The sequence below is a fragment of the Novosphingobium sp. FG90 genome (genome assembly GCF_057808725.1).
Map to the genome: position 1 here is coordinate 17,641 of NZ_JBMDIO010000036.1, position 23,957 is coordinate 41,597.

The window sequence follows — 23,957 nt, forward strand, 5'->3', positions numbered from 1 at the left end:
GGGCAGGGATATGGCCGAGCCGCTCATCCTCGCCTTTTCGTGTGCCGACCGTCCGGGCATCGTCGCCCGGGTGACGGGCTATCTCGCGCAGATGGGCGCCAACATCACCGAGGCGCAGCAGTTCGACGATCTGGAGCAGGGCCGCTTCTTCATGCGCGTGGCCTTCGATCCGGGCGCGACGGACCGCGAGGATATCCGCGAGGGCTTCGGTCAGATCGCGCACGAATACGGCATGGCCTGGTCGATGCAGCGCCGCGACCGGCCGCGCCGGGTGTTGCTGCTGGTCAGCAAGTTCGACCACTGCCTCGCCGACCTGCTCTATCGCCACCGCATCGGCGAGATCGCGATGGACATCGTCGGCGTCGTCTCCAACCACCCGCGTGAGGCGATCAACACGCTGATGTTGGGGGACATTCCCTTCCACCATCTGCCGATGGCCAAGGGCGAGAAGGCCGCGCAGGAAGCGCAGATCCGCGCCATCGTCGACGAGACGCGCGCGGAACTGGTGGTGCTGGCGCGCTACATGCAGATCCTCTCGGACGAGATGGCGGGCTTCCTTTCGGGGCGCTGCATCAACATCCATCACTCGTTCCTGCCGGGCTTCAAGGGCGCCAAGCCTTATCATCAGGCGCACGCGCGCGGGGTGAAGATGATCGGGGCGACCGCGCATTACGTGACCGCCGACCTCGACGAAGGCCCGATCATCCATCAGGACGTGGAGCCGGTAACGCATTCGGATACGCCCGAGGACATGGTCCGCAAGGGCCGCGACATCGAACGCCGCGTGCTGGCCGAGGCGGTGCGGCTGCATCTGGAGGACCGGGTGCTGCTGAACGGAGCGCGGACGGTGGTGTTCCGGAGCTGAGGCCGGAGTTTTCCGCCTCACACACCGCTCATCCTGAGCTTGTCGAAGGATCGGACGTCAGCGCTATTCCTGCGGGGGCTTCGACCGGGGAGGGGGAATTCCCCTCCCGCTTGCGGGAGGGGGCAGGGGTGGGTACTCCTTGTCTAACCAAGGGAGAGCACCATGCAGGTCAGCGGCATCGATCACGTCAACATCCTGACCGACGACCTCGAAGGCACCGCCACGTTCTACGAGCGGGTGCTGGGCCTGATCCGCAGCGAGAACCCCTCGATCCGCACCGGAGTCGCCGGCTACTGGATGCGCGACGGTGCGGGGCTGCCGATAATCCATCTCGTCGATCGAACGACGGCGCCGGGTCGATACGACGATTACCTGCCCGGCGAATCGACCAACGGCTTTCACCATGTCGCCTTGCGCTGCAGCGGTTTCGACGCCACCCGCGCGAAGCTGGACGAACTGGGCCTCGCCTACCGGTTCAATGACCTGACGCACATCGGCCTGAGGCAACTGTTCCTCGCCGATCCCAATGCGGTGAACTTGGAGTTGAACTTCAACGGCGATTGAGGTCGGGCACGGGGCTCGCTAGGCTGCGGGAAAGCAGCGAAGGGTGAGCCCATGTGTGACGACTACACCGCCGACGACTTCAGCCGCCTCGACCGGCGCGCATTCTCCCTGCTGGGCGCGGGGCTGGCGCTGATCGGCTGCACTGCGATCGCGGCGGAAGGCAGCGGCGAGTTGACCGAACGCATGGTCTCGATCACCACGGCGGACGGGGTGTGCGACGCCTTCTTCGTCCATCCCGGGAAGGGCAAGCACCCGGGCGTGGTCATGTGGCCGGACATAGCCGGGCTTCGCGAGGCCAAGAAGATCATGGCGCGTGGCCTCGCCGCGCAGGGTTTCGCGGTCCTTGTCGTGAACCCCTATTATCGCTCCGGCCCGGCTCCGATCATGAAGAGCTTCGCCGAGTACCGCACGCCCGAAGGACAGGCGAAAGTCGGCCCGATGCGCGCGATGCTCACGCCCGAGGCGATCACCCGCGATGCGAAGGCTTACGTCGCGTTCCTCGACGGGCAGGATGCGGTGGACCCGAAGCGGAAGATCGGCAGCAATGGCTATTGCATGGGCGGGCCGTTCACGGTGCGCACGGCAGCGGCGGTGCCTGGCCGCGTGGGTGTGGCGGTGTCGCTGCACGGGGCGGGTCTGGTGACCGATGCGCCCGATAGTCCGCACCGTCTGCTGGAAAAGACGAAGGCGAGCTACATCTTCGCCATCGCCCGCAACGACGACGCCAAGCAGCCCGAGGTCAAGAACGAACTGCGCAGGGCCGCCGATGCGGCGAAGCGCCCCGCCGATGTGGAAGTCTACGCCGCCGACCATGGCTGGTGCGTGCCGGATTCCCCGGCCTACGACCCGGGCGAGGCGGATCGGGCGTGGAAGGCGATGGTGGCGCTGTTCGCGAAATTGTGAAGGTAGTGATAAAGCGCTGAAAACAGCTCAATCCCCGCCCCAGCGCCACTTCCAGCCGCCGCGCGTATGGCGCGCCACGATGAGCGCGAACACACTTGTCGCCAGCAGGAACAGGGTGAAGGACCCCGCCTTCGCGCCCGTCCCGCCTGACTTGTCGAGCAGCGCGATCCCGCCGAGCACTCCGAAGTAGAGCGCGCAAACGACCCAGCCTTGCCACGCGATCGGCAGCCCGGCGCCATAGCCGAAGCGCTTGGGCGCGAACCAGTCGCCGTCCTCGAACAGCTTGTGCAGCATGGTCAGTCTCCATCCCTGGGCGGGCGTCCGCGCCTTGCGGTCTCGCTCGCCTCCACCCTGATGCCGCGCCGGGCGAGGGCCTCGCGCAGCAGCACTTCGACTTCGGCGTTCACCGAGCGCAGATCGGCCGCCGCCACCCGCTCCAGCGCCGTGTAGAGCGCCGGATCGAGACGGAGCGCGAAGGCCTTCTTGCCGGGGGACGCCATGGCAACCTTACGAGTAGAGCGAGCCGGTGTTGACGACGGGCTGGGTGTCGCGCTCGCCGCAGAGCACGACCATCAGGTTCGAGACCATCGCCGCGCGGCGCTCATCGTCGAGTTCGACCACGTTCTTCTCCGAGAGCTGCGCCAGTGCCATCTCGACCATCGAGACCGCGCCTTCCACCAGCTTGCGCCGTGCGCCGATCACCGCCTCGGCCTGCTGGCGGCGCAGCATGGCTCCGGCGATCTCTGGCGCGTAGGCAAGGTGCGTGAGGCCGCATTCGTCGACGGTCAGCCCCGCCACGCGCAGGCGTTCGATCAGTTCGGTGCGCAGTTCGGCGTTCACCTGCTCATGGCTGCCGCGCAGGGTGATCTCGGCGTCCTCGACGTCGTCATAGGCATAGCGCGAACCGATCGAGCGCACGGCGGATTCGATCTGCACGTTCACGAAGGCCTTGTAATCGTCCACGTCGTATAGCGCCTGCGCGGTGTCGGCAACGCGCCACACCACGTTGGTGGCGATCTCGATCGGGTTGCCGCGCAGGTCGTTGACCTTGAGCTTCTCCGACACGACGTTGTTCGAGCGTACCGAAATCTTGGTCTTGCCCATCCACGGCCAGACCCAGCGCAGCCCGGCGACGCGGTCTGTCCCCTTGTAGCTGCCGAACAGCGTGATAGCGGCCGCCTGGTTGGGCTGGATCATGTAGAAGCCGCTGAGGATCAGCACGTTGGCGATGACGGCGGGGATGATGAAGGCGAGGAAGCCCAGCACCGTAGCCGGTCCCGGATCGCCGCTTGCCAGCGTGACGACGCAGAACAGGATCACCGCGATCAGCACGAGACAGGCGACGAGCATGACGTAGCCGCTCTGGGTGGAGGCGGTCCTCTCCCGGCTGGCGTTGATGGGCAGATGCGAATCGGACATCGGTGAACCCCTCTAAAAGTGATATCACTTTAATATCGAAATCGTGGCTGCCGTCAATCGTGCCTCCCCGAATTCCGGGAGGAATGACTTGAACCCGGAGCGATTCGGTCGTACCAAGGGCTTTGCGGGCCGGGCCCCTCTGGCGCGGCGTGATCGGGATTTTCCCACACGCCTCGTGATGTCGGACCGCATCGGGTGATACCGGTGCAGGTTCAGCATTGTTTTCTTACGCAACCGCAGCGCCGCTCATCCGATCGAACTTCAACCCGTTCGATAGGGATACGATGATGACCGACCGCATGTTTCGCCTGCTGGAGCTCCACCAGAAGCTCGACGCCGCGATCCGCCGCCAGAAGGCGAACCACCGCAAGGACCCGCTTGAGGTCGCGCGGCTGATGAAACGGAAGACCAGGCTCAGGGAAAGGCTGGGGCGGCTGTTGCCGCTGCCGCGCTCGTTCGCCGGCCTCTAACCCTGCGCGTCGGCGCATCCGTTTCCTTCCCGTAAAGGGCGCTCCATCATGGAATTTCTCTTCATGGACTGGCTGGGCACGCCTGCCTGGTTCTGGCTGGCCTTCGCCGCCATGGTCCTTCTTCTCACTGCCTTCGACCTCGGCGTCCTGCACAAGGACGACCGGGAGATGGGCATCGCCGAATCCCTGAAGCTGTCGGTGTTCTACATCGGCATCGCCATGATCTTCGGCGCATGGATCTGGTGGGCCAAGGGCTCCGCACCCGCGATCGACTACTACACCGGCTACTTCATCGAGAAGGCGCTCTCGATCGACAACGTCTTCGTCATATCGATGATCTTCGGCTACTTCGCGATCGCGCCCAAGTACCAGTACCGCGCGCTGCTGTGGGGCATCCTTGCCGTCATCGTGCTGCGCGGCCTGATGATCGCGGGCGGCGCTGCGCTCGTCGCCCATGCCTACTGGGTCATGTATTTGTTCGCCGCGTTCCTGATCTTCACCGGGATCAAGATGCTGTTCACCAGCGACCATGACCCCGACATCGGCAACAATGCCGCGATCCGCTGGATTTCGCGCCATATGCGCGTGACCAAGCAGCACCATGCCGAGCACTTCTTCGTCAGGGAGACCAACCGCAACGGCCGGCTGGTATGGGCGGCGACGCCGTTGTTCCTGGCGCTGGTGGTGATCAACCTGGCCGACCTGGTGTTCGCGATCGATTCGGTGCCGGCGATCTTCTCGATCACCACCGACACCTTCATCGTCTACACCTCGAACATCATGGCGATCCTCGGCCTGCGCGCGCTGTACTTCGCGCTGGCAGCGATGGTGCATCGCTTCCACTACCTGAAGTATGCTCTGGCGCTGGTGCTGGTGTTCATCGGTGGCAAGATCCTGATCGCCGACTTTGCCCTTGGCGGCGCGAAGTTCCCGCCGCTGATCAGCCTTGGCGTGACTCTGGCGCTGATCGCAAGCGGCGTGGGCTGGTCCTTGTGGAAGACGCGCGGGCAGGGAGGGCCGTCGCCGCGGATTTGATCCGGGGCTTCCAGCGGCCATGATGGAGGATGGGCTTGGCGCTTCCATCCTGTCGGGACAGGCTCTAGGACGCCGGGGATGAGCACCGCTCCTGCCTTGTCCGCATTGTCGCGGTCCAGCCCCGGCCACGACTGGACCGCGCGCCACTTGCTCGCGCTGCTGGCCGCGAATGTCGCCCTTGCGCTGGGGGCCTGGCTGGTACGCCTCGCGGATACCGGACCGGTCGCCGCCGGGTTCTGGCGGCTGACCCTGGCGCTTCCGGTGCTCGTGCTGCTCGCCTCGCGTGAACCGGTGATGCAGCGCCGGATGCCGCCAGGTGTGATCGCGCTGGTGATCGCGGCGGGGGTGTTCTTCGCGCTCGACCTTGCCGCCTGGCACTTCGGTATCGTGCGGACCAAGGTGGGCAATGCCTCGCTGTTCGGCAATTCCGGCAGCCTGATCGTGATGGTCTGGGGCCTTGCCACTGCCCGCCGCGCCCCGCGCATGCTGGAGGTCAGCGCCGTCCTCGCCGCGCTGGCGGGGGCGCTGCTGCTGATGGGCGGGTCGCTGGAGATCAGCCGCACCAACCTTGCCGGAGACTTGTTCTGCCTGCTCGGCGGCGCGTTCTACGCGGTCTATATCATCCTGCTGAACGGGGTGCGTCAGGGCCGGGGGCAATATTCGCTCCTGGCGGTATCGACGGCCGCGAGCGTGCCGGTCATGCTGCTTGTCGCGGTGCTGTTGGGCGAGGTTGTTATGCCGCGCGACTGGACGCCGCTGATCGCGCTCGCGCTGTCGAGCCAGCTGATCGGGCAGGGGTTCCTGATCTACTCGCTGCGTCATTTCACCCCGCTGGTGATCGGTTTGGCGCTGATGACCCAGCCGGCGCTGGCGGCGACGGTTGGCTGGCTGGCCTTCGGGGAAACGCTGAGCGGGCTGGATGTCGTCGGCATGATCCTGCTTGCCGTCGCGCTGACGATGGCCCGCGCTGCCGACAGGCCTGCAACCAGCCGGCCCGCCGCCAACAACAGCTCCGCGGAGGACTGAACCGATGGCCCGCCTGATCCTGCTCAACAAGCCCTACGACGTGCTGCCGCAGTTCACAGACCTGAAATCGCCAACTCCGCGCGCGACGCTTTCGGACTTTGTGAAGGTGCCAGGCGTCTATCCGGCCGGAAGGCTCGACCGTGACAGCGAAGGACTGCTGCTGCTTACCGACGACGGGCGCTTGCAGGCGCGCATCTCGAACCCGCGCTTCAAGATGGCCAAGACCTATCTCGTACAGGTCGAGGGTGAGCCGGACGAGGCCGCGCTGGAAGCCTTGCGCAAGGGAGTGATGCTGAACGACGGGCCGACGCTGCCGGCGGGTGCGCGCCGCATCGATGCTCCCGAGCTGTGGCCGCGCAATCCTCCGGTCCGGTTTCGCAAGACGGTGCCCGACTGCTGGATCGAACTGACCCTGCAAGAAGGGCGCAACCGCCAGGTCCGGCGCATGACTGCGGCAGCAGGCCATCCGACGCTGCGCCTCGTGCGCTGGCGGATCGGCGACTGGACGCTCGAGGGGATCGCTCCGGGCGAATGGCGCGAGGTGGCGGTCTGACCCGGGTGCCTCTACATTCGGTCCTGAATCAGGCACCTGGGAGAACCATGCATGTCCGATAGCGCGATCGTCGTTTGCCCCACCTGCACGACTTCCAACCGCGTGCCGGTGGAGCGGCTGGGCGCGGGCGGAAAATGCGGTAAGTGCGGCGGGCTGCTGTTCACCGCCGCTCCGGTGGTGCTGACGTCGGCCAATTTCGATGCCCATGCCGGACGCGGCGACCTGCCGCTGCTGGTGGACTTCTGGGCCGCCTGGTGCGGGCCTTGCCGCCAGATGGCCCCGGCCTTTGCGGCGGCGGCAGCCCAGCTCGAGCCCGAGATTCGCCTCGGCAAGCTCGATACCGAGGCGGAAGGCGCCATCGCCGCGCGCTTTGGCATCCAGTCGATCCCGACCCTGGTGCTGGTCCGCAAGGGCCGTGAGATCGCGCGCAAGTCCGGTGCCATGCCGCCCGGCGCGATCGTGTCCTGGGCGCGGGCAGCGGCGGCTGCGGGGTAGGACCGGGGCGGGCTGGACGTCCCGTGTCGTATGTGATGTATCTGTTCACGGGCGATGGAGTTCGAGTTCGCCCCCTCCAAGGCACGTTCGCATCGAACACTGTCGTCATCCCCGCATTCGCGGGGATGATCACGTTCTGATTGAAGTCGGTGGTGCGTCAGTGCGGCAAAGACGGGAAGGTGTCGTAGCCCGGCACCGCCCCGTGGTTCATCACGCAGGCGGTCGGGACGGCGACGGCCAGTATGATCCCGCCCCAGACCGCCCACTTGAACCAACCGGGCGGTTTTCTCCTCGCCCTCATGCCGATTTGACGTCCGGCACCGCAGCGATGCGGCTGGCGCTGGCGCCGATCAGTTCCAGCATCTGCCGTGCGATCTCCCGCTCGCCCAGCACCACCTTGTCACACCCGTGCTCCACGAGATGCGCGAACTGCGCGTCCGAGTGGGCGCGGGCGATCACCGAGAGGTCGGGGCGCAGCTTGCGGGCGGCCTCGCAGATCGCGCCCGCCTCGAAGCCTTCGGGGATGGCGATGAGCATGCGGTGGGCGCGCTCGATGCCCGCTTCCCTCAGGACGTCGGGTTCCACCGCGTTGCCGGTGATGACCTCGAAGCCCTCGGCGCGGGCCTCGCGGGCGAGATCGCTTTGGGCTTCGATGAGCAGGACCGCGGTCGGCGCGGCGCGCAGGGCGTGGGCCACCAGCTTGCCGACGCGGCCATAGCCGACGAGGATGACGTGCTCCTCGCGCTTTTTCTCGTGCTCGATCTCGGTTCGTTCGGCGTCCTCTTCCAGCTGCTTCTTCACCGCGCTGGTGCTGCCGACCGCGAAGTTGAAGATGAAGGGATTGAGGAAGATCGAAATGATCGCGCCCGCCAGGATCAGGTCGCGCCCTGCCTCGGGTAGCAGGCCAAGGCCCGCTCCCAGACCGGCGAGGATGAACGAGAACTCGCCGATCTGCGCAAGGCTGGCGGAGATCGTCAGCGCCTTGTCGTTCTCGTAGCCGAAGGCGCGTACGATCAGCCAGGCGGCCAGCGACTTGCCGACGACGATCGTCAGCACGGTGACCAGTAGCGGAATCGGCTGCTCGGTCACCACCGAGGGGTCGAACAGCATGCCCACCGAGACGAAGAACAGCACCGCGAAAGCGTCGCGCAAGGGCAGCGTTTCCTCGGCGGCGCGGCGGGACAGCTGGGTTTCACCCAGGATCATGCCTGCGAAGAAGGCACCCAGCGCGAAGCTGACGTCGAAGGCATAGGCCGCCCCGAACGCCACGCCGAGAGCCACCGCAAGGACGGCAAGGCGGAACAGCTCGCGCGATCCGGTGTGGACCACCCAGTGCAGCGCCCAAGGCAGCACGCGGCGCCCGACGATCAGCATCAGCGCCACGAAGCCTGCGACCTTGAGGAGCGTGGTCGAGATCACCCATGGCAGGCTTGCCGCGCCGTCGCCTCCCGAGAGGCCCGAGGCCAGCGCAGGCAGCAGCACCAGCGCGAGGACCATGACCAGATCCTCGACGATCAGCCAGCCGACGGCGATGCGTCCGCGCTCGGTCTCGACGAGGTTGCGGCTCTGCAGCGCACGCAGCAGCACCACGGTACTCGCCACCGAGAGCGCGAGGCCGAAGACGAAGCCGGCAGCAAGGCCCCAGCCCATCATATAGCCGATGCCGATGCCCAGCAGGGTCGCGACGGCGATCTGCACCAGTGCGCCGGGGATGGCGATGTTCTTCACCGCCAGCAGGTCCCGCAGCGAGAAATGCAGGCCGACGCCGAACATGAGGAGGATCACGCCGATCTCGGCGAGTTCCTGTGCGAGCCCGGCATCGGCGACGAAGCCGGGCGTGAAGGGGCCGACCATGACGCCGGCGAGAAGGTAGCCTGCGATGGGGGAGACCCGCAGGCGGTGGGCAAGCGCCCCCATGAAGAAGGCGATCACCAGACCGGCAACGATGGTGCCGATCAGGGGAGTGTGATGAGGCATTGGATGTCCCGTGCTTCGCTGCCGGGACGCGCTGGAATGCGCCGCTCCGGCCTTGCTGAAACTGTCGGATCGGCATTGCGATCCGGCGGCGTGTCAGGCGAAGGGCGGGGCTCTGGGTTGCGACAGCGCGCAGCGCCAGCCGGGCGGGCCGGAGGCTGCGGCCGGGGCGGGGCAGGCGCGGGCGTCCCGTGCTTTCCGGTCCTGGGAAGAGGCGGCGAGCAACATCCCCCTGCCGAGCGGGTCACGCTGGGGGGCGAGCTTGCGCACGGCAGCCACACGCAGGGAGTGGCCGGTCGATACCTCGACCGTGGAAGGGCTGAAGGCGGAGCCGGAAGCGCGGGCCTCGATCGGGATCAGTGCGTGCGCGAAGACGGCGGCCAGCAGCAGCAGGCACCAGACCTTCAGTTTCCTCAGGATGAGGACGTCACGCAAGTTTCAGGGCTCCCCGGTTCGTTCCCATACAACATAGGAAGCGCAAAGAGGTTTCGCCAGTTCCTCCCCCCAACGGGGGAGGGGGACCATGCGAAGCATGGTGGAGGGGCACCCTCGGGATTGCCTAACCCGTGCTGCGCGTCCCGGGAAAAGCGTTGTCCTTCGAGGGTGCGCGATCCGGCGCGTGCCCCTCCACCACTCTTCGAGTGGTCCCCCTCCCCGTTCCGGGGAGGATCAGCGCGCGCCCAGGTCGCCTTTCCCGATCGTGCCGCTGGCCATCTCCAGCATGCGGTCGAGGCTCTTCTTCGCCGCCAGACGCAGCGGTTCCTCGATCTCCACCCGCGGCGAGAGGTCGCGCAGGGCGATGTACAGCTTTTCGAGGTTGTTGAGCGCCATGTAGGGGCAGATGTTGCAATTGCAGTTGCCGTCCGCACCGGGCGCGCCGATGAAGGTCTTGTTCGGGATCGCCAGCTGCATCTGGTGGATGATGTGCGGCTCGGTCGCCACGATCAGCGTGTCGCCGGGCATCGTCTTCGCATACTGCAGGATGCCGCTGGTGGAGCCGACGTAATCGGCATGGTCGACGATGTGCGGCGGGCATTCCGGGTGCGCGGCGATCGGTGCGTTGGGGTGCTCGGCGCGCAGTTTCAGCAGTTCGGTCTCGCTGAACGCCTCGTGCACGATGCACACGCCCGGCCACAGCAGCATCTCGCGGTTGAACTTGCGCGCAAGGTAGCCGCCGAGGTGGCGGTCGGGGCCGAAGATGATCTTCTGGTCCAGCGGGATCTGCTGCAGGATCGTCTCGGCGCTGGAACTGGTGACGATGACGTCGGACAGCGCCTTAACCTCGGTCGAGCAGTTGATGTAGGTCAGCGCGATGTGATCGGGATGCGCCTCGCGGAAGGCCTTGAACTTCTCCGGCGGGCAGGAATCCTCAAGGCTGCAGCCGGCGTTGAGGTCGGGCAGCACGACGATCTTGTTCGGGGAGAGGATCTTGGCGGTGTCGGCCATGAACTTGACGCCGCAAAAGGCGATGACGTCGGCGTCGGTTTCCGCCGCCTTGCGGCTGAGTTCAAGGCTGTCGCCCACGAAGTCGGCAAGGTCCTGAAGCTCGGGCTTCTGGTAGTAATGGGCGAGGATGACCGCATTGCGTTCCTTGCGCAGGCGCTCGATCTCGGCGCGCACGTCGATGCCTGAGAGGTCGGCGGGCATTACGGTCATGGTCGTTCCTGTACATCCTCGCCCGAACCTTGCTGCGGGCGGGGTCTATCTAGGGACGCTGGCCCAAGGACCCAAGCGGAATTTTCAGGCGATGGGTAAGGCGGTTCTGATCAAATGAGGGCGCGGCGGAATGCTTTTTCGCGGCAAGCGGATTTTCCGGTTGCGTCCCGTTGCGGCCGTGCAAACATGATCGTCATCCCAGCGAAGGCTGGGACCGCTCACGTCATCACGCTGCTGCTCGGCAAGGCCGGCATGAATTTCGCAATACCCTGTCGACAGGGGCGATCATGGTCACAGCGGTTCCAGCCTTCGCTGGGATGACGGGATTGGTACAGAGGTAGCTTCCGCTTCAGGCGGTAAACCTGCCCGCGAAGGCGATCCACGGCGGTGTGATCGCCAGCCATTCGACTAAGACGTGGGCGAGCACGACCGCCAGCCCGGCGGTCACGGTGGCGGGATGGACATGCCCGCTCTCGCGCCGGTCATGGCGCACGATCAATGCGACGACGCCAAGCTGGATCGCCATCGACAGCCATTCGCCCCAGGGCATGATGAAAGGCATCGGCAGCACCCGGCCGAGCGCGGGCTCCATGATCAGGATGGTGGAGCCCAGCATCAGCCGCTTGTGCCAGTCCGGCTGTCCGCGCCGCGCCACTGCGGCGATGACGAGCGCCGCGAAGACCAGCACCGAGACATGAACCAGTGCCAGGAAATAGGCGGGCGTGAAAAACGGCGGGAACATGCCGGTGCGAAGGCCCGCGAGGCAGGTGAGGCTGGCCAGCACCACGATGGTCGGCAGCATCACCGCGCTCGCCCAGCCAAGCCGCCGGTGCAATTCCAGTCCGGCGCCGGTCCCAAGCAGCGCCTGCGTCACCGCGAGCGCCAGCCATGCCAGCATCGCCGCGCCATGGACGTGAAAGATCACCGGCACTTGCGCGTAGGGCACGAAGCCGCGCAGACCGAATTGTGCAAAGCCGAATACGATGAACAGGCTGACGCCGATCATCATCTTCGCCCAGAACGAGAGACGCGATACCCGCGCGTCGGCAGCCGTTGCCATGAATTGCCCTCCACCCTTTCGATGGTGGCGGATAATACTGCCTTGCGACTTATTGGGGCAATACTTGTCGACGAACGACTAATTCGCGGCGATGAGCGTCCACTCGTCTTCGCGTTGCATTGTAATGCCACGCTTTTCCAGATCGATCAGATGGGCCAGAACCGAGCGTCCGGCGGCGGGCCAGAGCCTTTCGTCGACGCCCTTGTACATCAGCGGCACCATCTCCGCGATCCGGGTGACGCCCGATTCGATCTGGCGCAGGATCTGCCGCTCGCGCTGGCGGCGGTGGCCGATCATGCCGCGCACCAGTTGGCGGGGCTTCTCCACCGCCGGACCGTGGGCAGGGTAGTAAACGGTGTCCTGCTCGCGCTCGTAGAGGCGGGCGAGGCTGGCCATGTAGGCGGTCATGTCGCCGTCGGGCGGCGAGACGACACTGGTGGACCAGCCCATGACGTGATCGCCGGTGAACAGCGCGCCGGTTTCTTCTCCATCGCGTTCCAGCGCGAAGCACAAGTGGTTGGAGGTATGTCCCGGCGTCGCCACCGCGCGCAGCGTCCAGCCGGTTCCGGTCACCGCCTCGCCGTCCGCAAGCACGCGGTCGGGGGCATAGCTTTCGTCGAACGAGGCATCGGCGCGTGGGCCGTCGTCGCTCAGCACCAGCGGCGCGCAGCCGACGATCGGTGCCCCGGTCAGCGCGGCCAGCGGAGCGGCCGCGGGCGAGTGGTCGCGGTGCGTGTGGGTGCAGCAGATCGCGACCACACGGTCGTCGCCGATCGCGGCCATCAGCGCGTCGAGATGCTCGGTGTCGTCGGGACCGGGATCGATGACCGCGACGTCCCGGCTGCTTTCGCCGGCACCGGATCCCCCGACCAGATAGGTCTGGGTGCCGGTGAAGGTGAAGGGCGACGGATTGCGCGCCAGTACGCGCCGGACCAGCGGGCCGATGGGTTCGGCCACGGTGTAGGGCCGGTCGATCTCAGCAGGAGCGTTCATGCGCGCGATATGGGGCGAATGGAGCGCCATGTCGACCTCGGGACGGTCGTGGCGGCGGCATGTGGAACCGTGTGGAGCCGTGTCGCCAGCGGTTTTACACCGCGATCCGGCTCTCGATCCGGCCCTCGATCCGTTCGCGCAACTGCTCGATCGCGCTGAAGGCGGCGGGAGTCGTCAGCCGCCAGAACTGGTCGAGGCGCAGCAGACGCTCGTAGAACATGCGTGTTGCCTCGACCAGCCGGGCGGTGGCGGGCTCCAGCAGGACGGCATGGGCCGGGTCGGACTGAAGCAGGGCGGGCGACAGGCGGCCGTGGCGTCGCAGTTGCAAGTCGCTGATCTCGCCCATGAAAAAGGCGCGTTGATTGAGCAGCCAGGCGATCGCGTGCATCATCCGGGTGGTCGTGCGCAGCCCCTCGCTCGACAGCGCCACGCGCGACTGGTCCTCATCGATGCGTCCCCGGTCGGCGCAGGCCGCGTCGAGCCGGCCGGACAAGCTGAATGCCGCACGCACCTCGTCGGAGAGGACGAGGGCCTCGCAATAAAGCGCCTCGACGATGCGCAGGTTGATGGTTGCCGGTTTCGACATGCCCTTTGCTATTTCCCAGCCGGGAATCGGCGGCAAGCGGTGCGAGTCGATAATCCGGCGCAAATATGAGCCTGTCCCTGAACGGCACGCCTCCGGGGTGAACGCAAGTTAATCCCGATCGCGCGGAAATGGAGAAATCAGGCGATGATGTCGGGGATCAGGTAGTCTTCGATCTGCGCGATCTGGTCCTTGAGGCGCAGCTTGCGCTTCTTGAGTCGCGCGATCTGGAGCATGTCGCCGCCACCCGCGTTCATCAGCGCGTCGATAGCGGCGTCGAGGTCGCGGTGTTCGACTTTCAGGATTTCGAGGCGTTTGCGCATTTCCTCTTCGGTCACGCCGGAATTCCTTAAGTATCAAGCCTGTGTAACGGCGGGACCGAATCCTGCCCAACGCATGATTCACGCGATTCACCGATATGAAGCAAGAGGGGTCTTCGCAAGGTGCTCCGGATGTGGTTCCTTGGTTTTTGCGCCGGCCCACCAGTGTCGAGTCGCCCAGTCAGGTCGCTCGTCATGGCTCTACAAGAGCACCGTTCGCAGTTTGCCTTAAGGCAAGGGTCCGGCCCCTATAAGGAGGAACGTCCAATGGATAATTCGCACGTCAGCGCTCTGCAGCTCAAGCATGCCGGTATCGAACGGCAGATCCACGAGGAATTGAGCCGCCCGATCCCTGATGCCGCAATCGTCCAGTCCCTCAAGAAGCGCAAGCTTCGCATCAAGGAGGAGATCGGGCGGTTCTGATCGCCGATTTCCAGTCTTGTAGAGGGTCCTGAGCGCGGAGAATTCCACCGGACAACCGGGAATCTCGCAATATCACCCGCATAAGCTGAATCGACGGCATCCGCTGCGTTCCCAAAGCCATGACTTTGCGTTACGCCAAAGGAATGACCAGTGGAGCCGTCGAAGCAGCCCGGACCATCCTCACCAGCCTTCACGAGGTGATGGCGTCGCGCAGTAATGCGCAGACAAAGCTCAACAACGTCGTGGAAGTGATAGGTGAGTGCCTCAACAGCGAGGTCTGCTCGATCTATCTCCTTCGTGAAGGCATGCTCGAACTCTTCGCGACGCGCGGCCTCGCGCAGGAGGCGGTCCACGTCACCCGCATGGCGGTGGGTGAAGGTCTGGTGGGCTCCATCGCTGACCGGATCGAGACGCTGAACCTGGCCGAAGCGGCCGCGCATCCCGACTTCATGTATCGCCCGGAAACGGGCGAGGATAAGTTCCACTCCTTCGCCGGCGTGCCGATCGTTCGGCGCGAACGTGCTGTTGGCGCACTCTGTGTCCAGCACGTCGAGCCGCGCCGCTACGAGGAAGTGGAGATCGAGGCGCTGCAGACGGTGGCGATGGTTCTGTCCGAACTCATCGTCAATGCCGACCTCATCGACGAGGAGGACGCCCGCGCGCTCACTGCCGCCCAGACCGGGCCGGAACAGCTGCGCGGCCTGACGCTGGTGAAGGGCCTCGCTTCGGGCGTCGCCGTCTACCACCAGCCGCGCGTCACCATCGAGCATATCGTCGCCGAAGATACCGAGGCGGAGCGCCAGCGCGTCATTCTCGCTTTCGACCGCATGCGTGAGCAGATCGACCGGATGGCCAACCAGGCCGAGTTCGGCATGGGCGGCGAGCATGAGGAAGTGCTCGAGACGTACCGCATGTTCGCCTACGACGAAGGCTGGACGCGCCGCATCAACGAGGCGATCGACAGTGGCCTGACGGCCGAAGCGGCGATCGAGCGCGTGCAGCAGCGCACCCGCATGCGGATGCGCCAGATCGACGACCCGCTGCTCGCGGACCGCATGCACGACCTGGAGGATCTGGCGAACCGCCTGTTGCGGATCGTCTCGGGCCAGATCGGCACGGCGGCCTCGATGGGACTGCGCAACGACGCGATCCTGATCGCGCGCAATCTCGGGCCAGCGGAACTGCTGGAATACGACAAGCGGCGCCTGAAGGGTGTGATCCTTGAAGAAGGTTCGCTCACCAGCCACGTCGTCATCGTTGCCCGCGCCATGGGCATCCCGGTGCTGGGCCGCGTGCGGGGGCTGCGCGGGGTCGTTCGCGAAGGCGATCCACTGCTGCTCGACGCCGACCAGGGGACGACGATGGTGCGCCCGTCGGCCGGTGTGGTCGAGGCGTTCGAGGCCCGCTTCGCCCGCAACCGGGAGCGGCAGGCGGTCTATGCCGGCATGCGCGACGTTGCTGCGACCACGCGCGACGGCACGCGCATCAAGGTGATGATCAACGCGGGGCTGCGGGACGATGTCGCCAATCTCAACCTCACCGGGGCGGACGGGATCGGCCTGTTCCGGACCGAGTTCCAGTTCCTCGTTTCCGCCACGCTCCCCCAGCGCGAGAAGCAGACGCGCCTCTACCGCGACGTCATGGATGCGGCAGGGGATCGCCCGGTGGTGTTCCGCACGGTCGACATCGGCGGTGACAAGACGCTCCCCTACCTGCGCCACGACGACGGTGAGGGGGAGGAGAACCCCGCGATGGGCTGGCGTGCCCTGCGCGTGGCGCTGGAGCGCGACGCGCTGCTTAAGGCGCAGGCCCGCGCGCTGCTGGAGGCGGCGGCGGGGCGGCCGCTCAACGTTATGTTCCCCATGGTCGCAGAGCCCTGGGAATTCGACGCCGCCAAGGCCGTGTTCGACGGCCAGCTCGCCTACCTGCGCCGCCAGAAGAAGGTATTGCCCGAGGCCATCCGCTACGGCGTGATGCTGGAGGTGCCCTCTCTGGCCGAGCAGCTCGATTTGCTGGCGCCGAAGATTTCTTTCCTTTCTATCGGCACGAACGACCTTACCCAGTTTCTCTTCGCGGCGGACCGCTCGAACCCCAAGCTGGCCGAGCGCTACGACTGGTTGAGCCCGGCGATCCTGCGTTTCCTGCGCCGCGTCGTGCGCACGTTGGACGGTACTTCGGTGGACATCAGCGTATGCGGCGAGATGGGCGGGCGGCGGCTTGAGGCGCTGGCGCTGCTGGGCCTCGGTATCCGGCGCATGTCGATCACCCCGGCGGCGGTCGGCCCGATCAAGGAGCTTGTCGGCAAGGTCGATCTGCCCGCGATCACGGCTGCGATGGAACGCTGGCTTGCCGCGCCTCCGGCCGATTTGCGCGGCGCAATGGTGGCCTGGGCGGCGGAGCGGGACATCTCGATCGACTGATTTGCAGTTCCGTTCCGGTCTCGGCCGGGGCGGACAATGATTTTGCCCTATAAATTTGACCGGAACAGGTAGGGCCTGATTGACATTATCCGGTCAGACGGTTTGGTTAGGCGCCGATCAGGTCGCATTTACCACGCCAAACGGAGCGGAATTGGAAAACGTCGAAACCCAGGGTCTTGCGCGTGGACCGCAGAGCGTCGGAAGCCAGCTTCGTGCAGGCCGCGAGGCGCTGGGCAAGAGCCGTGCGGATATCGCGTCCCAGACCAAGATCGCCGAACGCCACCTGATCGCGCTGGAGGAGGACCGTCTCGGCGATCTGGCCGCGCGTACTTATGCGGTGGGTTTCGCACGCACTTACGCGCGCGCCATCGGCCTCGATGAGCGGATGATCGCTGCCAAGGTGCGCGAACAGCTCGATCACGATGCCGGTGAGCGCGTCGAATATGTGCCGAGTTTCGAGCCGGGTGATCCCGCGCGCGTTCCGACGCGCGGCCTCGCCTGGGCGGCGGTGATCGGTGTGGTCGTCGTGGTCGGCGCGCTCCTGCTGTTCTGGAGCAACTTCCTGTCGCCCGAAGGCCAGCTTCCCGATCTTGTTGCAGAGCGGACTGCGGTTCCGGCTGCGCCCAGGGCCGCGGCTCCCGCCGCTCCGGCTCCGGCCCCCACTGGCGGTCCCGTCGTGCTGACCGCGACGGGCGACAAGGTCTGGGTCAAGGTGACGGACGCCAAGGGAGACCAGGTGCTGCAGAAGGAACTCGCGAAGGGCGAGAACTGGGCCGTGCCTGCCGGGGCTACCGGCCTGCAATTGCGCACCGGGCGGCCCGACGCCTTGCAGATCACCGTAGGCGGCAAGGCGATCCCGCCGCTTTCGACCGAGCCGCGTCTCGTGTCCGGCGTCTCGCTGGCGGCGGCCGACCTTCTCGCACGTGGCGCCGCTCCGGCGGTTCCGGGCGCAGGTGCGTCGCCGGCTGCGACTGCAACCGGCGCCCCGGCTCCGGTTGCGACGCGCGTGCCGGCGCGCCGCCCGGCTCCCCGTCCGGCGGCCAGTGCCGCTCAGCGCGAACCTGCCGAAGTGCCGACACCGGAATCGCTGCTGCCCCCTACGGCGCAGTAACTATCGGGGTACTGAACATCCGGGGCAACAAGCATCCGGACGGCCGCTTTCCACGACTTTCCGAGCGGCCGCGCCTCGACAGGCGAGGGCGGCTCGGGCAACACCCGTAATCGGTCCATTGGTTAATTCCCGGTTTCACCCTCCGCTGCCATGGGGCGGCCATGGTTCGGGTAATGATGGCCCCGGCATGGAGATGATTTGGCGATGAAACGTACCCTTGGCGCAATCGGCGGCACCGCCCGCGCGCAATGGCTGGCCACGGCGGCGCTGGCATCGGTCCTGTTCGGCGCGGCCCCGGCCATTGCGCAGGACGCCAACACCAACCTGCGGCTCAACAAGGTAGAGGCCGAAGTGCGCGCCCTGCAGCGCAAGGTCTTCCCCGGAGCCGACGGCAAGTTCTTCGAGCCCCAGATCAACGCCGCTCCCACGCCGACCCCGACGCCTGGCGCCCCTTCGACCACGCCGCTCTCCGACGTTCTGACGCGAATGGACGCCGTCGAAGCGCGGATGGCGCAGCTGACCGCGCAAGTCGAACAGAACACCAACCGCATCGGCCAACTGGAAGCAAAGCTGGCGGCTGCTGCTCCGGTCCAGTCCGATTTCGTGCCCGGACCCGGCGCGACGGCCCCGGCAGTATCCGGGCCTGTGCTTTCAGCACCTGCAACCTCCGGCCCGGCGCCGCTGCCGACGCCCGTGGCCGCCACGCCGCGTCCGACGCCTGCTCCGGTAGCGACTGCACCCCGGCCGACTGCCCCTTCAAACTCGCGGATCGACGGCGTCAAGGCCATCGTCAAGCCGCAGAGCGGCGATCCGGGCGATGACGAATACAGCTATGGTTTCCGCCTCTGGGAAGCCAAGTATTATCCCGAGGCGCAGCAGCAGCTGAAGCTCTACCTCGAGAAGTATCCCAAGCATGCGCGCGCCAGCTTCGGCCGCAACCTGCTGGGCCGTGCCTATCTTGACGACGGCAATCCGGGCGAGGCGGCCAAGTGGTTCCTGCAGAACTTCCAGACCGACAAGCGCGGCGATCGTGCTTCGGATAGCCTGCTGTATCTTGCCGTCTCGATGAAGCAGCTCAAGGACACCAAGCGCGCCTGTATCGCTCTGGCCGAGTTCAGCGAGACTTACGCGGCCGAGGCGGCCGGGCGTCTGGCCGGTATCTACAACACCACGCGCAATGGACTTGCCTGCAACTGAGATAGACCGTTTTCGCGCCGGTCTGTCCGCGATCTGGGCTGACCGGATCGAGGACGGGGCGGCGCGGCTTGGCGTCGCGGTGTCCGGTGGGCCGGACAGCCTCGGCCTGTTGCTGCTTGCCCATGCGGTGCTGCCGGGGCGAGTGGAAGCGGCGACCGTGGACCATGGGCTACGCCCTGAAAGTGCGGGAGAGGCGGGAGAAGTCGCTCGCGTTTGCGCCGGTCTATCCGTTCCCCACGCAACGCTGGCGGTGAACGTCGCGCCCGGCAACGTGCAGGCGGAGGCGCGGCTCGCGCGCTATGAAGCCATGGCGGGATGGGCGGCGGAGCGGGGTCTGGCCGCTCTGGCAACCGCGCATCATGCCGACGATCAGGCCGAGACGCTGCTGATGCGGCTCAACCGGGCCAGCGGGGTCGCCGGACTGGCCGGCGCGCGCGGGCGCGGCAGGGTGCCGGGCACGGACGTGCTGCTGCTGCGCCCGGTGCTCGACTGGCGGCGCGCCGAACTGGGCGGGGTCGTGGAAGCGGCGGGGCTTGTGGCCGCGCAGGACCCGAGCAACGCCAACGACCGCTTCGACCGGGTGCGCATCCGCAAGGCACTGGCCGATGCGGACTGGCTGGACGTCGCGGCCCTTGCTCGCAGCGCGGCGCATATAGCGGAGGCCGACGCGGCGCTCGACTGGATGGCGGCGCTGGAATGGCGATCCTGCGTGAAGAAGGAGCCGATGGGCCTCAAGTATCGCCCGCAGGCCCCGCGTGCGGTGATCTTGCGCGTGGTGGCGCGAATCGTCCAGGAACTCGACGGCGAAGAGGCGCGTGACAAGGTGCGGGGCGGGGCGATCGCTCGGCTGGTCGATGGTCTTTCGGACGGTCAGCCCGCATCCATCGGCAACCTCGTAGCGCGGCCCAATGCAGGCGGGTGGAGTTTTGCCAAGGCGCCGACGAGGGCGCCAAGGCGCAGTCACTGAACGTCAGCTCTACCCCCCGACGAGGCTGTCGCCCATGCCGACCTGCTTGCCGCGCGTGATGTAGACCTTGTCGCCGATCTTCGTGGTGTCGAACAGCTTCGCCGCAAAGGCGTCCGGCATGCCCACGCAGCCGTGGCTCGCGTAGCCCAGCGCCACGTCGGAGCCGTGCAGGGTGATGCCGTCGTTGGTCAGGCGCTGCATGTAGGGCATCGGCGCGCCGGTGTAGATGTTGGAGACGTGGTCCTTGTCCTTCTGTGTGATCGGGAAGATCCCCAGCGGGGTCGGCTTGTCCGCAGTGCCGAGCAGGACGGCGGCGGCGCCGATCTCGTAGCCACCCCGGAAGACCGAGATCACGCGGGCCTCGAGGTCCACCGTCACGACGATGGGGCCGGGGGGCACGTCCTTTTCGTCCCAGTGCCATTCGCCGTATTTGATGGCGCCCTTGATCGGCAGGATTCGCTTGATGACGAAAGGTTCGTCCTTCGCCGGGACTGGCTTGGGCGTCGGATGGGTTACGGGTTGGGCTGGTGGTTGCGCAAGTTTGGCTTCGGCCAGAGAGGCGGGCGCGGGCTTGTCCGGCTCGGCGGCGACGATCAGCACTCCGACGATGGCGGCAAGGGCGACGAAGCCCGAGGCGAGGAAGATGCGCGCGTCCACTTGGTAAATTTCCGATCCCTTTGGCGAATCCGCTTCTGGCAGGACTGCCTTAGCATCGCGTAAATGGCGGTTAGGCGCCAGTATAACGCTGCAGTGGGCAACGCATTCCGTCATTGCTTCGCTGCGCTTGCAATGACGTGGACGATGCAAGCTAACGCTTTGCGATGCCGTCCCGCAGGATCGAGTTTGCCAGTTCCGCGATCTTCTCCGCGTCCGCATCGTCCCACACCGCGTAGCGCAGGCCGAGGAAGACGTTCATCCCCATGATCGCCCAGGCATGGGCCTCGCCCAGGTCCTCGCGCAGTTCGCCCTTGCGGATGCCTTCGGACAGACGTTCGTGAATGCGGGTGGCGGTGGACTGGTAGTGCTGGCGGAAGCTGGCCGGATCGACGAATTCGCACTCGTCGATGATGCGGTAGATTTCCTTGTGCTCGGCCGCGAAGCGCAGGAACCCGATCAGTGAGGCGCGCTCGGTCTCCAGCGCGGGCAGGTCCTGCTGGCGGGCATTGCGCGCCGCTTCGCGCACCTTGCCGGACAGATCGTCCACCAGGGCGCGGAAGATTTCGTCCTTGGAATTGAAGTAGGTGTAGAAACTGCCCAGCGCCGTGCCCGCCCGGCGGGTGATGCCGGTGATCGACGCCTCGTGGAAACCGTGTTCGCCGAATTCGAAAGCGGCTGCATCCAGCAATTTGCGCAATGTCCGGCGACCGCGTTCCGTGCGCGGAATCTTGGCGGCCGAACCTTCGGCGGGGGGCTGCTCTGTGCTCACGATGACACAGTTAGACCGGTCTGCGGTTCATGGCAAACATTCAAAGTTGAAAATCGATTCAAGTATCAATATGCATGGCTTCAACAAGAAGCGTGAATGGGAGTGTCTGTGATGCGCAAGGTGCGATTCCTCGCGATTTCCTCGAGTGTGCTGGCTTTGTCGGGCGGTTTCGTGACGCCCGCCATGGCGCAGGACGCGGCCTCGACCCCGGCGGCGACAACCGCAGCGGAAGCAGAAGTTGGCGGCGGCGACATCATCGTCACGGCACGCCGCCGCGAGGAGCGCCTGGTCGACGTGCCGATCGCGGTGTCCAGCTTCAGCGGTGACCAGCTGGCGAAGTCCGGCGCGGTCGATATCACCGAGGTAGCCAACGTATCCCCGAACGTCACGCTGGAGCCGTCGCGCGGCACCAACTCGACGCTTTCGGCCTTCATCCGCGGCGTCGGCCAGCAGGACCCGGTTTCCGGCTTCGAGCAGGGTGTGGGCATCTACCTCGACGATGTGTACCTCAATCGCCCGCAGGCGGCCGTGCTCGATATCTACGACGTCGAGCGGATCGAAGTCCTGCGCGGGCCGCAGGGCACGCTCTATGGCCGAAACACCATCGGCGGTGCGGTGAAGTACGTGACGAAGCAGTTGCCGAAGGACTTCTCCTTCAAGGTGAAGGGGACTTACGGCAGCTATGACCAGGCGGACCTGATCGCCACCGCCTCGGCGCCGGTCAGTGACCTCATCCGCGTCGGTGGATCGGTGGCGCGCCTGTCGCGCGGGGGCTTCGGCAAGAACCTGACCACCGGGCAGGACAACTACAACAAGGATATCTGGGCGGGTCGGGCCAGCGTGGACATCGGCGGCTATGGGGAGCCGGTGCTGATCCGCATCTCAGGCGACTACACCAAGGACAAGTCGAACGCGCGCGGCGGCCATCGCCTGATCCCGGGCTACGTTTCGGGCGCGCCGGTGCTGGACGATGTCTACGATACGCGCGGCGGTCTCAACGATCCGCGGCAGGAGGTGGAGGCCTATGGCCTGGCGATCAACGCCACCGCCGAACTGACGGACAAGCTGACGTTCCGCTCGATCAGTTCGTGGCGCAAGGACAACTCCGCCTCGCCGATCGACTTCGACGCTCTGCCTGCCGTCGATGTGGACGTGCCCGCTTACTACCGCAACGAACAGATGAGCCAGGAAGTCCAGTTGCTGTGGGACGACGGCGGCATGGTGCAGGGCCTGCTGGGCGCCTACTACCTGACCGCCAAGGCCGACACTGACTTCGATGTGCGCTTGTTCACCGCGCTCAACGGCCTGACCGCCTTCACCCGGGCCAATGTCGACACCAACACGTTCGCGGTGTTCGGCGACTTCACGTTCAACTTCACCGAGCAACTGAGCCTGGCGGTCGGCGGGCGCTACACCTGGGATGAGCGCAAGGCGCAGATCCTGCGGCAGAACTACCTTGGCGGCGGTTCGCCGGTGTTCGGCGGGGCAGGAGTGCCGCTGGGCGCGCCGAGCACCAATTTCTCCGGCAAGGCGAAGTTCGACAAGTTCACGCCCCGCGCCTCGCTCAGCTTCAAGCCGACGCCGGACCACAACATCTACGCAAGCTTCAGCCAGGGCTTCAAGGGCGGCGGCTTCGACCCGCGCGGCGTTGGCGTCAACGCACCGGCCGCCACGCCCGGGGCTCCCACCGACGCAGAAATTGCCGACTACCTGAGCTTCGATCCGGAAACGGTCGACAGCTACGAGATCGGCTACAAGGGCAACCTGCTCGGCGGTGCGCTCTACATTGCGGCGGCCGGGTTCTACATGGACTACAAGGACGTGCAGATCCCGGGCTCGGCCGGTTGCACGGTGGGCGGCCTGCCGACGTTCTGCGGCATCATAACCAATGCCGGCAAGGCGCGCTTCAAGGGCTTCGAACTGGAAGCCAATGCGCGGCTCGGGCGTGACCTCGTGTCACCGGGGGACCGCCTGAACCTCTCCGGCTCGCTCGGTTACATCGATGCCGAGTACCGGGAATACATCGCCAACATCGCATCGACCCCGACGGACGTTGCCGAGTATCGCAAGGTGCAGAACACCCCCAAGTGGACGGCCAGCGGCACGCTGGCCTATTCGACCCCGGTGGGCGACGGCGATCTCGATGTCAGCACGACCTACTCGTACCGCAGCAAGGTCTATCAGTTCGAGATTCCCAATCCCTATCTCGACCAGAAGGGCTTCGGACTGCTGGATGCCAGCCTCGTCTACACGGCGCCGGGTGGCCGCTGGAGCCTTGGCGTCCATGGCAAGAACATCCTCGACAAGCGCTACAAGACTTCGGGCTACACGTTCCTCGCGACCAACCCGGTGACGGGCGAACTGCTGACGGCGCCCAGCGGCCGGTTCGTGCCCTCGCTCGGCACCGAAGGCACGCTGACCGCCTATTACGGCAACCCGCGCCAGGTCTTCGCGACCGCGACGCTGGCGTTCTAAGAGTGCCGGGGGCCGTCGTCCC

At 66.1% G+C, this 23,957-nt stretch carries 26 protein-coding genes; 14 read left to right on the forward strand and 12 right to left on the reverse strand.

The window, feature by feature from the left end; genetic code table 11:
* Positions 1 to 10: 10 nt before the first annotated feature.
* The 3 genes from purU (at position 11) to ACODRZ_RS22150 (ending at position 2,332) form a co-directional block, all read left to right on the forward strand.
* Positions 11 to 865, forward strand: coding sequence for a formyltetrahydrofolate deformylase (gene purU, locus ACODRZ_RS22140; protein ID WP_488972562.1), 855 nt, complete (start codon positions 11 to 13; stop codon positions 863 to 865).
* A gap of 162 nt (positions 866 to 1,027) precedes the next feature.
* A complete protein-coding gene (locus tag ACODRZ_RS22145) occupies positions 1,028 to 1,429 on the forward strand; it encodes a VOC family protein (RefSeq protein ID WP_488972561.1) in 402 nt (133 codons plus the stop codon).
* A gap of 51 nt (positions 1,430 to 1,480) precedes the next feature.
* The gene (locus ACODRZ_RS22150; protein ID WP_488972560.1) at positions 1,481 to 2,332 is read left to right on the forward strand and encodes a dienelactone hydrolase family protein; all 852 of its coding nucleotides are present in this window, start codon (positions 1,481 to 1,483) and stop codon (positions 2,330 to 2,332) included.
* A gap of 27 nt (positions 2,333 to 2,359) precedes the next feature.
* Here the strand turns inward: ACODRZ_RS22150 and ACODRZ_RS22155 are convergent, their stop codons facing one another.
* The 3 genes from ACODRZ_RS22155 to ACODRZ_RS22165 are packed head-to-tail and all read right to left on the reverse strand — an operon-like array spanning position 2,360 to position 3,751.
* The gene (locus ACODRZ_RS22155; RefSeq protein ID WP_488972559.1) at positions 2,360 to 2,626 is read right to left on the reverse strand and encodes a hypothetical protein; all 267 of its coding nucleotides are present in this window, start codon (positions 2,624 to 2,626) and stop codon (positions 2,360 to 2,362) included.
* 2 nt (positions 2,627 to 2,628) lie between these two features.
* Positions 2,629 to 2,832 carry a type II toxin-antitoxin system antitoxin gene (locus ACODRZ_RS22160; RefSeq protein ID WP_488972558.1) on the reverse strand — a complete coding sequence of 68 codons (204 nt, stop codon included), beginning with the start codon at positions 2,830 to 2,832 and terminating at the stop codon, positions 2,629 to 2,631.
* A gap of 7 nt (positions 2,833 to 2,839) precedes the next feature.
* Complete coding sequence (locus ACODRZ_RS22165) at positions 2,840 to 3,751, reverse strand: SPFH domain-containing protein (protein WP_488972557.1); 912 nt, start codon at positions 3,749 to 3,751, stop codon at positions 2,840 to 2,842.
* Positions 3,752 to 4,038: 287 nt separating this feature from the next.
* Here ACODRZ_RS22165 and ACODRZ_RS22170 point away from each other — a divergent pair, with 287 nt between their 5' ends.
* From ACODRZ_RS22170 to trxC, 5 genes are all read left to right on the forward strand, one after another.
* Positions 4,039 to 4,221: a DUF465 domain-containing protein gene (locus ACODRZ_RS22170; protein ID WP_488972556.1), complete on the forward strand. Its 183-nt coding sequence runs from the start codon at positions 4,039 to 4,041 to the stop codon at positions 4,219 to 4,221.
* 48 nt (positions 4,222 to 4,269) lie between these two features.
* Positions 4,270 to 5,256 carry a TerC family protein gene (locus tag ACODRZ_RS22175; protein WP_488972555.1) on the forward strand — a complete coding sequence of 329 codons (987 nt, stop codon included), beginning with the start codon at positions 4,270 to 4,272 and terminating at the stop codon, positions 5,254 to 5,256.
* A 78-nt stretch (positions 5,257 to 5,334) separates the two neighbouring features.
* Positions 5,335 to 6,282, forward strand: coding sequence for a DMT family transporter (locus tag ACODRZ_RS22180; protein WP_488972554.1), 948 nt, complete (start codon positions 5,335 to 5,337; stop codon positions 6,280 to 6,282).
* Positions 6,283 to 6,286: 4 nt separating this feature from the next.
* A complete protein-coding gene (locus ACODRZ_RS22185; protein WP_488972553.1) occupies positions 6,287 to 6,835 on the forward strand; it encodes a pseudouridine synthase in 549 nt (182 codons plus the stop codon).
* A 51-nt stretch (positions 6,836 to 6,886) separates the two neighbouring features.
* Positions 6,887 to 7,330 carry a thioredoxin TrxC gene (gene trxC, locus ACODRZ_RS22190; RefSeq protein WP_488972552.1) on the forward strand — a complete coding sequence of 148 codons (444 nt, stop codon included), beginning with the start codon at positions 6,887 to 6,889 and terminating at the stop codon, positions 7,328 to 7,330.
* Positions 7,331 to 7,627: 297 nt separating this feature from the next.
* On the opposite strand, the gene ybaL is transcribed toward trxC, so the two are convergent.
* The 7 genes from ybaL to ACODRZ_RS22225 all read right to left on the reverse strand — a co-directional run bounded on the left by ybaL (position 7,628) and on the right by ACODRZ_RS22225 (position 13,934).
* Entirely contained in the window at positions 7,628 to 9,307 is a 1,680-nt protein-coding gene (ybaL, locus tag ACODRZ_RS22195) for a YbaL family putative K(+) efflux transporter (RefSeq protein ID WP_488972551.1), read from the reverse strand.
* Between the two features lie 93 nt (positions 9,308 to 9,400).
* On the reverse strand, positions 9,401 to 9,739 hold the full coding sequence (locus ACODRZ_RS22200) for a hypothetical protein (RefSeq protein WP_008833587.1): 339 nt from the start codon (positions 9,737 to 9,739) through the stop codon (positions 9,401 to 9,403).
* Between the two features lie 234 nt (positions 9,740 to 9,973).
* A complete protein-coding gene (nadA, locus tag ACODRZ_RS22205) occupies positions 9,974 to 10,960 on the reverse strand; it encodes a quinolinate synthase NadA (RefSeq protein WP_488972550.1) in 987 nt (328 codons plus the stop codon).
* 349 nt (positions 10,961 to 11,309) lie between these two features.
* Positions 11,310 to 12,020, reverse strand: a complete 711-nt coding sequence (locus ACODRZ_RS22210; RefSeq protein ID WP_488972549.1) for a hypothetical protein — start codon at positions 12,018 to 12,020, stop codon at positions 11,310 to 11,312.
* 78 nt (positions 12,021 to 12,098) lie between these two features.
* A complete protein-coding gene (locus ACODRZ_RS22215; RefSeq protein ID WP_488972576.1) occupies positions 12,099 to 13,013 on the reverse strand; it encodes an MBL fold metallo-hydrolase in 915 nt (304 codons plus the stop codon).
* Between the two features lie 94 nt (positions 13,014 to 13,107).
* A complete protein-coding gene (locus ACODRZ_RS22220) occupies positions 13,108 to 13,599 on the reverse strand; it encodes a DUF1465 family protein (RefSeq protein WP_488972548.1) in 492 nt (163 codons plus the stop codon).
* A gap of 137 nt (positions 13,600 to 13,736) precedes the next feature.
* Positions 13,737 to 13,934 (reverse strand): YdcH family protein, encoded by a 198-nt coding sequence (locus ACODRZ_RS22225; protein ID WP_232492982.1) that lies wholly within the window; start codon positions 13,932 to 13,934, stop codon positions 13,737 to 13,739.
* Between the two features lie 249 nt (positions 13,935 to 14,183).
* Between ACODRZ_RS22225 and ACODRZ_RS22230 the strand changes: the two genes are divergently transcribed.
* The 5 genes from ACODRZ_RS22230 (at position 14,184) to tilS (ending at position 20,034) form a co-directional block, all read left to right on the forward strand.
* Positions 14,184 to 14,339 carry a YdcH family protein gene (locus ACODRZ_RS22230; RefSeq protein WP_488972547.1) on the forward strand — a complete coding sequence of 52 codons (156 nt, stop codon included), beginning with the start codon at positions 14,184 to 14,186 and terminating at the stop codon, positions 14,337 to 14,339.
* A gap of 143 nt (positions 14,340 to 14,482) precedes the next feature.
* Entirely contained in the window at positions 14,483 to 16,759 is a 2,277-nt protein-coding gene (gene ptsP / locus ACODRZ_RS22235) for a phosphoenolpyruvate--protein phosphotransferase (protein WP_488972546.1), read from the forward strand.
* A gap of 151 nt (positions 16,760 to 16,910) precedes the next feature.
* Positions 16,911 to 17,870: a helix-turn-helix domain-containing protein gene (locus ACODRZ_RS22240; protein WP_488972545.1), complete on the forward strand. Its 960-nt coding sequence runs from the start codon at positions 16,911 to 16,913 to the stop codon at positions 17,868 to 17,870.
* A gap of 204 nt (positions 17,871 to 18,074) precedes the next feature.
* Entirely contained in the window at positions 18,075 to 19,067 is a 993-nt protein-coding gene (locus ACODRZ_RS22245; RefSeq protein ID WP_488972544.1) for a tetratricopeptide repeat protein, read from the forward strand.
* Entirely contained in the window at positions 19,048 to 20,034 is a 987-nt protein-coding gene (gene tilS / locus ACODRZ_RS22250; protein ID WP_488972543.1) for a tRNA lysidine(34) synthetase TilS, read from the forward strand. Before ACODRZ_RS22245 ends, tilS begins: the two co-directional genes overlap by 20 nt.
* A gap of 9 nt (positions 20,035 to 20,043) precedes the next feature.
* On the opposite strand, the gene ACODRZ_RS22255 is transcribed toward tilS, so the two are convergent.
* On the reverse strand, positions 20,044 to 20,691 hold the full coding sequence (locus tag ACODRZ_RS22255; RefSeq protein WP_488972542.1) for a L,D-transpeptidase family protein: 648 nt from the start codon (positions 20,689 to 20,691) through the stop codon (positions 20,044 to 20,046).
* Positions 20,692 to 20,842: 151 nt separating this feature from the next.
* Positions 20,843 to 21,460 carry a TetR/AcrR family transcriptional regulator gene (locus tag ACODRZ_RS22260; protein WP_488972541.1) on the reverse strand — a complete coding sequence of 206 codons (618 nt, stop codon included), beginning with the start codon at positions 21,458 to 21,460 and terminating at the stop codon, positions 20,843 to 20,845.
* Between the two features lie 111 nt (positions 21,461 to 21,571).
* Here ACODRZ_RS22260 and ACODRZ_RS22265 point away from each other — a divergent pair, with 111 nt between their 5' ends.
* Positions 21,572 to 23,935, forward strand: coding sequence for a TonB-dependent receptor (locus tag ACODRZ_RS22265; RefSeq protein WP_488972540.1), 2,364 nt, complete (start codon positions 21,572 to 21,574; stop codon positions 23,933 to 23,935).
* The last annotated feature ends 22 nt before the right edge of the window (positions 23,936 to 23,957 follow it).